At 75.7% G+C, this 11,981-nt stretch carries 1 protein-coding gene and 13 pseudogenes; 7 read left to right on the top strand and 7 right to left on the bottom strand.

The annotated features are described in order from the left end of the window. The 7 pseudogenes from GA0070603_RS00070 to GA0070603_RS32445 all read right to left on the bottom strand — a co-directional run. Nucleotides 1–155, bottom strand: a pseudogene (locus tag GA0070603_RS00070) (type II secretion system F family protein); the annotation flags it as partial. Beyond that, nucleotides 155–1,081, bottom strand: a pseudogene (locus GA0070603_RS00065) (type II secretion system F family protein). The pseudogenes GA0070603_RS00070 and GA0070603_RS00065, both read right to left, overlap by 1 nt. Beyond that, a pseudogene (locus GA0070603_RS00060) lies at nt 1,054–2,571 on the bottom strand (TadA family conjugal transfer-associated ATPase); the annotation flags it as partial. The pseudogenes GA0070603_RS00065 and GA0070603_RS00060, both read right to left, overlap by 28 nt. Next, nucleotides 2,561–3,390 (bottom strand): annotated as a pseudogene (locus tag GA0070603_RS00055) (CpaE/TadZ family protein). The pseudogenes GA0070603_RS00055 and GA0070603_RS00060, both read right to left, overlap by 11 nt. Further along, nucleotides 3,390–4,053: pseudogene (locus tag GA0070603_RS00050) on the bottom strand (SAF domain-containing protein). Before GA0070603_RS00050 ends, GA0070603_RS00055 begins: the two co-directional pseudogenes overlap by 1 nt. A 55-nt stretch (nt 4,054–4,108) precedes the next feature. Next, nucleotides 4,109–5,080, bottom strand: a pseudogene (locus GA0070603_RS00045) (hypothetical protein). Then, nucleotides 5,074–5,641 (bottom strand): annotated as a pseudogene (locus tag GA0070603_RS32445) (hypothetical protein). The pseudogenes GA0070603_RS00045 and GA0070603_RS32445 overlap by 7 nt, the downstream one beginning before the upstream one ends. A 102-nt stretch (nt 5,642–5,743) precedes the next feature. Here GA0070603_RS32445 and GA0070603_RS00035 point away from each other — a divergent pair. From GA0070603_RS00035 to GA0070603_RS00005, 7 genes and pseudogenes are all read left to right on the top strand, one after another. Beyond that, a pseudogene (locus GA0070603_RS00035) lies at nt 5,744–6,311 on the top strand (hypothetical protein). Continuing rightward, nucleotides 6,305–7,275, top strand: a pseudogene (locus GA0070603_RS00030) (hypothetical protein). The pseudogenes GA0070603_RS00035 and GA0070603_RS00030 overlap by 7 nt, the downstream one beginning before the upstream one ends. Nucleotides 7,276–7,330: 55 nt before the next feature. Next, on the top strand, nt 7,331–7,993 hold the full coding sequence (locus GA0070603_RS00025) for an SAF domain-containing protein (RefSeq protein WP_091305366.1): 663 nt from the start codon (nt 7,331–7,333) through the stop codon (nt 7,991–7,993). Continuing rightward, nucleotides 7,993–8,825: pseudogene (locus tag GA0070603_RS00020) on the top strand (CpaE/TadZ family protein). The gene GA0070603_RS00025 and the pseudogene GA0070603_RS00020 overlap by 1 nt, the downstream one beginning before the upstream one ends. After that, a pseudogene (locus GA0070603_RS00015) lies at nt 8,815–10,343 on the top strand (TadA family conjugal transfer-associated ATPase). The pseudogenes GA0070603_RS00020 and GA0070603_RS00015 overlap by 11 nt, the downstream one beginning before the upstream one ends. Continuing rightward, nucleotides 10,304–11,243: pseudogene (locus tag GA0070603_RS00010) on the top strand (type II secretion system F family protein). The pseudogenes GA0070603_RS00015 and GA0070603_RS00010 overlap by 40 nt, the downstream one beginning before the upstream one ends. Next, nucleotides 11,243–11,981, top strand: a pseudogene (locus GA0070603_RS00005) (type II secretion system F family protein); the annotation flags it as partial. The pseudogenes GA0070603_RS00010 and GA0070603_RS00005, both read left to right, overlap by 1 nt.

Genomic DNA, 11,981 nt, shown 5'->3' with positions numbered 1-11,981 from the left:
CCGGCCACCGGGGCCTGGCCGGGCGGCTGGTGCAGCCGGCGCAGCGCCGGGCCGAGCGCCGGGGTGGCCGGCAGGGCCTCGCGGACCACCAGGAACAGGCCCAGCCCGACGGCCGCCCCGCCCAGCACGGCGACCGCCAGCTGCCAGTTCACAATCATGCGATCGCCTCCTCCGGGTCGGGTGCCGGCAGGAAGCGCGCCGGGCGGGGCGGCTGGCTCATCGACCGCACCCAGACCAGCAGCCCGACGAAGGCCGCCCCGAGCACCGCCATCACCAGTTGCCCGACGACCGTCCCGTACGGCTTCACGTAGTCGCTGTTGACCAGCCCGTACGCGAGCGTGGCCAGGGTCATCCCGGTGAGGAAGCGGACCGCGAACCGGGGCTGCGTCCGCTTCGCCTCGACCTCGCGCCGGGTGGCCACCTCGGCCGAGGCGGCGGCGGCGATCGAGCCGAGCACGTCGCCGAGGCGCTCGCCCGGTCGGTGAGGTGCAGGATCAGCGCCGCCACCACCTGGTCGCAGACCGGGTCGGCGATCTCGTCGGCGAAGCCAGCAGGGCGGATTTCGCCAGCCAGCCGGCCTGGAGGCGGGCCGCCAGGGTGCGTACCTCCTCCTGGATCTCCTCCGGCGCGGTGGCGATGGTGCCGATGATGGCCTGCTGGAGCCCTGGCCGTGTTGGAGATGTCTTGAGCCGCCGGTCCACTCGCCGACCGCTCGATGCGGGCGATGGCCGCTGCTCGGCGCGACCCACCGCGAAGAGCCACGGCACGCCGGCACCGCGAGCCCCACCAGGAGGCCGACCACCGGCAGCCCGGTGAGCAGGAAGGCCAGCGGCCGGCCACGACGGCCGCGCCGAGCAGCACTGGTGGCGGTGCTGCTCCCGCGGCCGGCCCGGAGCCGGTCCAAGCCGGCTCAGCCCGGCCCGGCGCCCGCCGCCGACCGGGGCGGCCGGCGGGTGCCGACCAGCGCGACCACCGCCAGCACCAGCCCGGCCACGCACGCGGCCCCGGAGACCAGGCGATCAACTCGATGGTCGTCATGAGGTCACCGCCGCCCAGTCGGGTGTGCCGGGGCCGCCGCCAGGCGCCCGTGCCGGCCTCGATGAACCGGGTCAGCAGCCGGGCGTCGTAGCCGACCCGGAGCAGTTGGTCGCGGATCCGCTCGGGCAGGTGGCGGGGCACCGCCCGGCCGTCCGGTCCCGGGCCGAAGACGCTGGTGGTGGTGATCCGGTTGCCCTCGCCGACGCCGATGACCTCCTCGACGTGCGAGACGAAGCGGTGCTTGCGGCCGCCGATCGCCGTCTCGTCCTCGACCGTGACGTAGACGATCAGGTCCAGCGCGTTGCCCGCCATGCGGCGGGCCTGGTCGACGGTCATCTCCCGGCCGTGGGCCAGCGCCAGCTCGATGATCCGCTCACCCACCCCGGCCGGGGTGCGCGCGTGGATCGTGCACATCGACCCGCGGCTGGTGGTCATCGCCTGGAGCATCGGCACGATCTCCCGGGACCGCACCTCGCCGACGATGATCCGCAGCACGCCCATCCGCAGCGACACCGGGATGAGGTCGGCGATGCTCACCTCGCCGGCGGGCCGCCCGTCCAGCCCGCGCTCGCCGTGCCCCTCCCGGGACTCGAAGCTCATCACCGCCCGGTGCTTGTGCCCGCGCCGGGCCGGCAGCAGCTCCCGGCTCTCCTCCAGCAGCACGTACGGCTCGTCGGCCGGGATCTCGTCCATGAGCGCGCGGATGACAGTGGTCTTCCCGGCCCCGGCCAGCCCGGCGACCATGATGTTCAGCCCGGCCCGCATGGACGCGCGGAGGAAGTCGCGCAGCAGCGGGTCGATCATCTCGTCCAGGTCGGGCCGGCCACCGGCGATGTCCTCCAGGCTCACGGCGAGCGTGTTGTGCTTGCGGATCACCGCGTACGGGCGGTGGCTGACCAGGAAGACCGCGGCGAGCCGGCTGCCGTCGGGCAGTTGCAGGTCGAGCGTCGGCTTGGAGGTGGACAGCGACCGCTCGGTCGCCCCGGCCCGGCGGGCCGCCGCCTGGAGGATCTCCACCAACTCGTCGTCGCTGTCGGCGATCGGCTCGGCCCAGTCCACGCCGCCGCCGTGCCGGGTGATGCGCACCTGGTCGCAGCCGAGGATGTGCACCTCCTCGATGGTGTCGTCGACAAGCAGCGTCTGGAGCCGGCCCAGACCGACCAGCTCGGCGGTCACCTGGTCGAGCAGCAGCCGCTCCTCGTCGGCGGCCATCGGCGTGCCGGCCCGGCGGACCGAGTCCGCGTACGCGGAGACCACGGCGACGGCCAGCCGGGCCCGCTCGACCTCCTCGGCGTCCGCGTCGAACTCCCGGCCGCGCTGCCAGAGGGTGAGCCGCTCGCTGAGTTCCCGGCGCAGCTCGCGGACCACCGCGAAGTCGACCCGGGGGCGGGGCGGCGGGGGTGGCGGCGCGACCGGTACGGCGGGCGCCGGGGGCAGGTGGTGCCGCGCGTTGGGCGGGACCAGCGGCGGCACCGTCGAGGTGGCGCCGGGCTGCTGGCCGCGCGGGTCGTGCGAGACCGGCTCAAACCGCACCGGACACCCCCGGCGTGCTCGGCGCGCTCACCGCGCGGGGGCCGGGGCTCCCGGCCAGGCCAGCCGGGCCCGCCGCCGGTCCAGCAACGCCCGGACCGGCACCTCCAGCGCGCCGGCCGCGCGCATGAGCGGCCGGTTGGCGCGTACGGTGCCGCCGTGCCCGAGCACCTCGGCGGTACGCGGGTCGTGCGGCAGCCGGGCGATCACCGGCAGCCGCAGCGCCTTGCTGATCTCGCTGCCGCCGTGCCCGTCCCCGACCACCAGCAGGCGCAGGGTGCCCGGGGGATCCGGTGCTCGGCGAAGTCCCGCTCGATGGCCTTGACCGTGGCGCGGGTGGCGGACAGGTCGGGCAGGTGGGCCCGGGTGACCAGCAGCACGACGGCCGCCGCCCGCAGCACCGGCCACGGTGGATCACCGACCTGCAACCGGCCACAGTCGACAACAACGTCGTATGGCGGGACGCCCCGCTCCAGGCTGGTGAAGAAGTCGGCGAAGCGCTGCCAGAGGGGTGACGCTGCCGGCCTGGGCCGGGTCGACCACGCCGGGCAGCAGCAGCCGCTCCCGCCTCGGCGCGTCCAGGTCGACGAGCTGGGACCAGAAGGCGTTCTCCAGGTTGCCGTCGCGCAGCTCCCCGACGGCCAGTTCGCCGAGGCCGCGCGGGCCGTCGAGCGCCCCGCCCAGGTAGCCGGCGAGGATCGAGCCGCCCGCCGGGTCGCACTCGGCCAGCACCAGCCGGCGGTGCCAGCTCAGCGTGGCGGCCAGCGCGGCGGTGGTGACGCCCGGCGACCCCTTCGCCGACACCATGGCGATGATCGCCATCAGGCCGCCTCGGTGAGCACGAGCGCGATCCGGTCGTCGGCCGCCAGCGCCACCACGGCCGGCACGTCCCGGATGGCCAGCGCCAGGTAGACCACCACGTCGTCGTTCTCCGGCGTGGCGGTGTCGATCACGGTGGCCTCGAACCGGGTGCCGCCGCCGCGCGTGGCCTCGGTGCCACCGGCGCTGGTGTCGGGTGTGCTGACCAGCAGCACCTTGTCGCCGGGGTGCAGTTTGCGGGCCGGCACCTGGCTCGGCTCCAGCCCCAGCGCGAGCTGCTGCTGCCCGGGGCCGAGCAGCGGCGCGTCGGTGAGCTGGGCCGGGGTGAGCAGCGTGCCGGGGGTGAGCCGGACGGCGGCCCGCCGGCCCAGCACCTCCTTGATCCGGTCGGCCCGCACCGGCTGGAGTTCCCGCCCGCCGGACACCCGCACCGGGACGAGGTCGTCGGCGGTGAGCTGCCGGCCGACCTCGACCGGCCGGGCCACCGCGAGATAGCTGCCGGTGGAGCGCACCGAGGTGACCGCGAAGGCCCGCGCCCAGGCCGCCGAGGGCGATCAGCAGCACGGCCAGGCCGAGCAGGCCGGGGCGGATCCGCCGCTGCCGGACCACCTTGGGCGGCGCCACCGGCGCGTCCAGGGGAGTCCCGTTCCGCGTCGCCACACTCACTGCGTCATCTCCGTTCGCGACTGCGGGGCTCGCAAACCCGGCTCACTCCTCGCGCTCACCGTGTCACCACCTGAAGTTCGTTGATCTGCACCGGGACCGTTCCGCTGACCCGGCTCTGGGCGATCTCGCCGCTCTCGCCCCCGCCGGACCACTCGACGGTCCAGAACGTGGTGGCGCTGACCTGGTAGGTGCCGGCCCGGGCGTAGCCGCGGTCGTAGCCGCAGTCGGGCGAGGTGCGCCCGGCCCGGGGGCCGTCGGCGGTGTAGGGCGTGCCCGGCCCCGTGCAGGTGACCTGGGTGCCGTCGCCCATGGTCCAGACGATCCGCGTGACCCGGGCGGTGATCTCGACGGTCAGCCCGCGGTCCGAGGCGGAGGCGCGCAGCGGCCCGAAGTAGGACGCCCCGCCGCTGGCCCACATCCAGACCGGCAGCCCGACGAGGCCGGGACCCTTGCTGCGTCGGGGCGCGACGGCGACCCGGGGTGGCAGCAGCGAGATCGAGGCCAGGGCGCGGCGGGCCAGTTCCTCCGGGTCGGGCGGCCGCGCCGTAGCCGGGCGGCGGCCCGTCGCGCAGCACGACGCTCTGCGCGCCCAGGTCGCCGCCGTTGCAGGTCCGGACGTACCACTGCTGGCCCTCGGGGGCGGTGGGCTGGGGCTCGGCCAGCTTGTAGTAGCAGCCGTCGCCGTTGTTGAACCAGCCGAGCAGGTCGTCGTAGCAGGGGATGACCCGGCCGTTCCACTGGCACTTCGCCGCGGCGCCGCCGCCGTCCCGCCTCCTCCGCCGGGGTCGCCGCCGCCGCCCGGCCCGCCCGGGGTGCCGGGTTCGTCGTCCCAGACGTTGCAGTCGTTCTGCCCGGGCGGGCACTCGCCGCCGGGGTTGCCGGCACGGGCGGACGCGCCGGTCGCCAGCAGCGCGGGCGCGCCGGTCAGCGCCAGCAGCAGCGCGAGCCCGGCGGTGAGCAGCAGCCGGCGGGGCGTCCCGGCCCGGGCCGGCCGGGCCGGGACACCCCTTCCTCCCCAGGTCAACACGGCTGGTCCTGGTGTCCGGCGCCGGCGCTGATCAGCCACCGGCCGTCCGGGTAGCGGGTCGCGGTGGCGGTGGCCAGGTAGCGCCCGCCGCGGGTGCCGGGGACGACCCGGCGGTCCTTGGCGTAGACGAGGCGGTAGCCGGTCGCGTCCAGGCAGTCCTGGATCTCGACGGTGGCGGATCGGCGGCCAGGTCGACCGCGACGACCGTGGGATCGGAAACGAGTCTTCCGGTACGCATGGCGCCGTGCTCCTTCGCCTCGCGAATTGCCACCCGCACCCGGGTCAGCAACGGATCCGCCACGAATCGGGCCAGTGCGGGATGGGGCCGGATCGCTGCGCGCGCTCGCCGCCCGGGACGCGTCGAGATAGCCGGAATAGGCGGCGAGCGCGGCCCTTTCCGGCTGATTCCTCCTCGGCGCCGGAATGCGCGACGGGTGCGGCGGCGCCCCCGGCCAGCGGGCGGGTCGCCGCCTCCGGCTCGCTGCCGCAGCCGCCGGTGGCGGCCAGTAGAGCAAGGCTGAGCAGGCAGATTTCCCATCGGCGGGATTGCCGTGTGCGCAACGCCGGGCCCTCCTCGGTGGCGGCCCGGGTCCGTCAACCGCCACTCCGGGCATGCCGGAGTGCGTTGATGCGGCCCGGGCCGCCACCGAGGAGGGCCCGGCGTTGCGCACACGGCAATCCCGCCGATGGGAAATCTGCCTGCTCAGCCTTGCTCTACTGGCCGCCACCGGCGGCTGCGGCAGCGAGCCGGAGGCGGCGACCCGCCCGCTGGCCGGGGGCGCCGCCGCACCCGTCGCGCATTCCGGCGCCGGAGGAGGAATCAGCCGGAAAGGCCGCGCTCGCCGCCTATTCCGGCTATCTCGACGCGTCCCGGGCGGCGAGCGCGCGCAGCGATCCGGCCCATCCCGCACTGGCCCGATTCGTGGCGGATCCGTTGCTGACCCGGGTGCGGGTGGCAATTCGCGAGGCGAAGGAGCACGGCGCCATGCGTACCGGAAGACTCGTTTCCGATCCCACGGTCGTCGCGGTCGACCTGGCCGCCGATCCGCCCACCGTCGAGATCCAGGACTGCCTGGACGCGACCGGCTACCGCCTCGTCTACGCCAAGGACCGCCGGGTCGTCCCCGGCACCCGCGGCGGGCGCTACCTGGCCACCGCCACCGCGACCCGCTACCCGGACGGCCGGTGGCTGATCAGCGCCGGCGCCGGACACCAGGACCAGCCGTGTTGACCTGGGGAGGAAGGGGTGTCCCGGCCCGGCCGGCCCGGGCCGGGACGCCCCGCCGGCTGCTGCTCACCGCCGGGCTCGCGCTGCTGCTGGCGCTGACCGGCGCGCCCGCGCTGCTGGCGACCGGCGCGTCCGCCCGTGCCGGCAACCCCGGCGGCGAGTGCCCGCCCGGGCAGAACGACTGCAACGTCTGGGACGACGAACCCGGCACCCCGGGCGGGCCGGGCGGCGGCGGCGACCCCGGCGGAGGAGGCGGGGACGGCGGCGGCGCCGCGGCGAAGTGCCAGTGGAACGGCCGGGTCATCCCCTGCTACGACGACCTGCTCGGCTGGTTCAACAACGGCGACGGCTGCTACTACAAGCTGGCCGAGCCCCAGCCCACCGCCCCCGAGGGCCAGCAGTGGTACGTCCGGACCTGCAACGGCGGCGACCTGGGCGCGCAGAGCGTCGTGCTGCGCGACGGGCCGCCGCCCGGCTACGGCGCGCCGCCCGACCCGGAGGAACTGGCCCGCCGCGCCCTGGCCTCGATCTCGCTGCTGCCACCCGGGTCGCCGTCGCGCCCCGACGCAGCAAGGGTCCCGGCCTCGTCGGGCTGCCGGTCTGGATGTGGGCCAGCGGCGGGGCGTCCTACTTCGGGCCGCTGCGCGCCTCCGCCTCGGACCGCGGGCTGACCGTCGAGATCACCGCCCGGGTCACGCGGATCGTCTGGACCATGGGCGACGGCACCCAGGTCACCTGCACGGGGCCGGGCACGCCCTACACCGCCGACGGCCCCCGGGCCGGGCGCACCTCGCCCGACTGCGGCTACGACCGCGGCTACGCCCGGGCCGGCACCTACCAGGTCAGCGCCACCACGTTCTGGACCGTCGAGTGGTCCGGCGGGGGCGAGAGCGGCGAGATCGCCCAGAGCCGGGTCAGCGGAACGGTCCCGGTGCAGATCAACGAACTTCAGGTGGTGACACGGTGAGCGCGAGGAGTGAGCCGGGTTTGCGAGCCCCGCAGTCGCGAACGGAGATGACGCAGTGAGTGTGGCGACGCGGAACGGGACTCCCCTGGACGCGCCGGTGGCGCCGCCCAAGGTGGTCCGGCAGCGGCGGATCCGCCCCGGCCTGCTCGGCCTGGCCGTGCTGCTGATCGCCCTCGGCGGCCTGGGCGCGGCCTTCGCGGTCACCTCGGTGCGCTCCACCGGCAGCTATCTCGCGGTGGCCCGGCCGGTCGAGGTCGGCCGGCAGCTCACCGCCGACGACCTCGTCCCGGTGCGGGTGTCCGGCGGGCGGGAACTCCAGCCGGTGCGGGCCGACCGGATCAAGGAGGTGCTGGGCCGGCGGGCCGCCGTCCGGCTCACCCCCGGCACGCTGCTCACCCCGGCCCAGCTCACCGACGCGCCGCTGCTCGGCCCCGGGCAGCAGCAGCTCGCGCTGGGGCTGGAGCCGAGCCAGGTGCCGGCCCGCAAACTGCACCCCGGCGACAAGGTGCTGCTGGTCAGCACACCCGACACCAGCGCCGGTGGCACCGAGGCCACGCGCGGCGGCGGCACCCGGTTCGAGGCCACCGTGATCGACACCGCCACGCCGGAGAACGACGACGTGGTGGTCTACCTGGCGCTGGCCATCCGGGACGTGCCGGCCGTGGTGGCGCTGGCGGCCGACGACCGGATCGCGCTCGTGCTCACCGAGGCGGCCTGATGGCGATCATCGCCATGGTGTCGGCGAAGGGGTCGCCGGGCGTCACCACCGCCGCGCTGGCCGCCACGCTGAGCTGGCACCGCCGGCTGGTGCTGGCCGAGTGCGACCCGGCGGGCGGCTCGATCCTCGCCGGCTACCTGGGCGGGGCGCTCGACGGCCCGCGCGGCCTCGGCGAACTGGCCGTCGGGGAGCTGCGCGACGGCAACCTGGAGAACGCCTTCTGGTCCCAGCTCGTCGACCTGGACGCGCCGAGGCGGGAGCGGCTGCTGCTGCCCGGCGTGGTCGACCCGGCCCAGGCCGGCAGCGTCACCCCGCTCTGGCAGCGCTTCGCCGACTTCTTCACCAGCCTGGAGCGGGGCGTCCCGCCATACGACGTTGTTGTCGACTGTGGCCGGTTGCAGGTCGGTGATCCACCGTGGCCGGTGCTGCGGGCGGCGGCCGTCGTGCTGCTGGTCACCCGGGCCCACCTGCCCGACCTGTCCGCCACCCGCGCCACGGTCAAGGCCATCGAGCGGGACTTCGCCGAGCACCGGATCCCCCGGGCACCCTGCGCCTGCTGGTGGTCGGGGACGGGCACGGCGGCAGCGAGATCAGCAAGGCGCTGCGGCTGCCGGTGATCGCCCGGCTGCCGCACGACCCGCGTACCGCCGAGGTGCTCGGGCACGGCGGCACCGTACGCGCCAACCGGCCGCTCATGCGCGCGGCCGGCGCGCTGGAGGTGCCGGTCCGGGCGTTGCTGGACCGGCGGCGGGCCCGGCTGGCCTGGCCGGGAGCCCCGGCCCCCCGCGCGGTGAGCGCGCCGAGCACGCCGGGGGTGTCCGGTGCGGTTTGAGCCGGTCTCGCACGACCCGCGCGGCCAGCAGCCCGGCGCCACCTCGACGGTGCCGCCGCTGGTCCCGCCCAACGCGCGGCACCACCTGCCCCCGGCGCCCGCCGTACCGGTCGCGCCGCCACCCCCGCCGCCCCGCCCCCGGGTCGACTTCGCGGTGGTCCGCGAGCTGCGCCGGGAACTCAGCGAGCGGCTCACCCTCTGGCAGCGCGGCCGGGAGTTCGACGCGGACGCCGAGGAGGTCGAGCGGGCCCGGCTGGCCGTCGCCGTGGTCTCCGCGTACGCGGACTCGGTCCGCCGGGCCGGCACGCCGATGGCCGCCGACGAGGAGCGGCTGCTGCTCGACCAGGTGACCGCCGAGCTGGTCGGTCTGGGCCGGCTCCAGACGCTGCTTGTCGACGACACCATCGAGGAGGTGCACATCCTCGGCTGCGACCAGGTGCGCATCACCCGGCACGGCGGCGGCGTGGACTGGGCCGAGCCGATCGCCGACAGCGACGACGAGTTGGTGGAGATCCTCCAGGCGGCGGCCCGCCGGGCCGGGGCGACCGAGCGGTCGCTGTCCACCTCCAAGCCGACGCTCGACCTGCAACTGCCCGACGGCAGCCGGCTCGCCGCGGTCTTCCTGGTCAGCCACCGCCCGTACGCGGTGATCCGCAAGCACAACACGCTCGCCGTGAGCCTGGAGGACATCGCCGGTGGCCGGCCCGACCTGGACGAGATGATCGACCCGCTGCTGCGCGACTTCCTCCGCGCGTCCATGCGGGCCGGGCTGAACATCATGGTCGCCGGGCTGGCCGGGGCCGGGAAGACCACTGTCATCCGCGCGCTCATGGACGAGATCCCGGCCGACGAGCCGTACGTGCTGCTGGAGGAGAGCCGGGAGCTGCTGCCGGCCCGGCGCGGGCACAAGCACCGGGCGGTGATGAGCTTCGAGTCCCGGGAGGGGCACGGCGAGCGCGGGCTGGACGGGCGGCCCGCCGGCGAGGTGAGCATCGCCGACCTCATCCCGGTGTCGCTGCGGATGGGCGTGCTGCGGATCATCGTCGGCGAGGTGCGGTCCCGGGAGATCGTGCCGATGCTCCAGGCGATGACCACCAGCCGCGGGTCGATGTGCACGATCCACGCGCGCACCCCGGCCGGGGTGGGTGAGCGGATCATCGAGCTGGCGCTGGCCCACGGCCGGGAGATGACCGTCGACCAGGCCCGCCGCATGGCGGGCAACGCGCTGGACCTGATCGTCTACGTCACGGTCGAGGACGAGACGGCGATCGGCGGCCGCAAGCACCGCTTCGTCTCGCACGTCGAGGAGGTCATCGGCGTCGGCGAGGGCAACCGGATCACCACCACCAGCGTCTTCGGCCCGGGACCGGACGGCCGGGCGGTGCCCGCCACCTGCCCGAGCGGATCCGCGACCAACTGCTCCGGGTCGGCTACGACGCCCGGCTGCTGACCCGGTTCATCGAGGCCGGCACGGGCGCCTGGCGGCGGCCCCGGCACACCCGACTGGGGCGGCGGTGACCTCATGACGACCATCGAGTTGATCGCCCTGGTCTCCGGGGCCGCGTGCGTGGCCGGGCTGGTGCTGGCGGTGGTCGCGCTGGTCGGCACCCGCCGGCCGCCCCGGTCGGCGGCGGGCGCCGGGCCCGGGCTGAGCCGGCTCTGGACCGGCTCCGGGGCCGGCCGCCGGGAGCAGCACCGCCACCAGGTGCTGCTCGGCGCGGCCGTCGTGGCCGGCGCGCTGGCCTTCCTGCTCACCGGGCTGCCGGTGGTCGGCCTCCTGGTGGGGCTCGCGGTGCCCGGCGTGCCGTGGCTCTTCGCGGTGGTCGCGCCGAGCAGCGGGCCATCGCCCGCATCGAGCGGTCGGCGAGTGGACCCGGCGGCTCAAGGACATCTCCAACACCGGCCAGGGCTCCAGCAGGCCATCATCGGCACCATCGCCACCGCGCCGGAGGAGATCCAGGAGGAGGTACGCACCCTGGCGGCCCGCCTCCAGGCCGGCTGGCTGGCGAAATCCGCCCTGCTGGCCTTCGCCGACGAGATCGCCGACCCGGTCTGCGACCAGGTGTGGCGGCGCTGATCCTGCACCTCACCGACCGGGGCGAGCGCCTCGGCGACGTGCTCGGCTCGATCGCCGCCGCCGCCTCGGCCGAGGTGGCCACCCGGCGCGAGGTCGAGGCGAAGCGGACGCAGCCCCGGTTCGCGGTCCGCTTCCTCACCGGGATGACCCTGGCCACGCTCGCGTACGGGCTGGTCAACAGCGACTACGTGAAGCCGTACGGGACGGTCGTCGGGCAACTGGTGATGGCGGTGCTCGGGGCGGCCTTCGTCGGGCTGCTGGTCTGGGTGCGGTCGATGAGCCAGCCGCCCCGCCCGGCGCGCTTCCTGCCGGCACCCGACCCGGAGGAGGCGATCGCATGATTGTGAACTGGCAGCTGGCGGTCGCCGTGCTGGGCGGGCGGCCGTCGGGCTGGGCCTGTTCCTGGTGGTCCGCGAGGCCCTGCCGGCCACCCCGGCGCTCGGCCCGGCGCTGCGCCGGCTGCACCAGCCGCCCGGCCAGGCCCCGGTGGCCGGGAGTGGGCCGGACTGGCTCGGCCGGTGTCTCCCGCTGGCTGCGCCCGCCGCACCGGCAGCTCGCCCTGCTCGACCGGACCCCGAGCAGTACGCCCTGTCGGTGCTGGCTCTCCGCGCTGGTCGGGTTCGCCACGCCGGCGGTCGCCTCGGCCGTGCTCTTCCTGGGCGGGGTGGCGGCTGCCGGCTGGCCGTACCCGTGGTGGGGAGCCTGGGGTTGGCGCTGGTCGCCGGCCTGCTCGCGCACCGGGCGGTGCTGGCCCGGGCGGACGCCGCGCGGGACGAGTTCCGCCAGGCGGTCTGCACCTACCTGGACCTGGTGGCCTTGCAGCTCTCCGCGGCGCACGGCCCGGTGCAGTCGCTGGGGCGCGCGGCGGCGGTCTGCGACGGCTGGGTCTTCGACCGGATCCGGGAGGCGCTGCGGATCGCCCAGCTCCAGATGCACTCGCCCTGGGACGAGCTCCAGGAGCTGGCCGACCGGATCGGCATCCCGGAGCTGGGCGACGTGGGGGCCATCATGCGCTCCTCCGGAAGCGAGGGCGCCCAGGTGCACGAGACCCTGCGCAGCCGCGCCGACTCGCTGCGCGA

Origin of the sequence: Micromonospora chersina, assembly GCF_900091475.1 — a bacterium.
Classification (GTDB): Bacteria; Actinomycetota; Actinomycetes; order Mycobacteriales; family Micromonosporaceae; genus Micromonospora; species Micromonospora chersina.
This window is presented reverse-complemented; position numbering and strand designations above follow the sequence as displayed.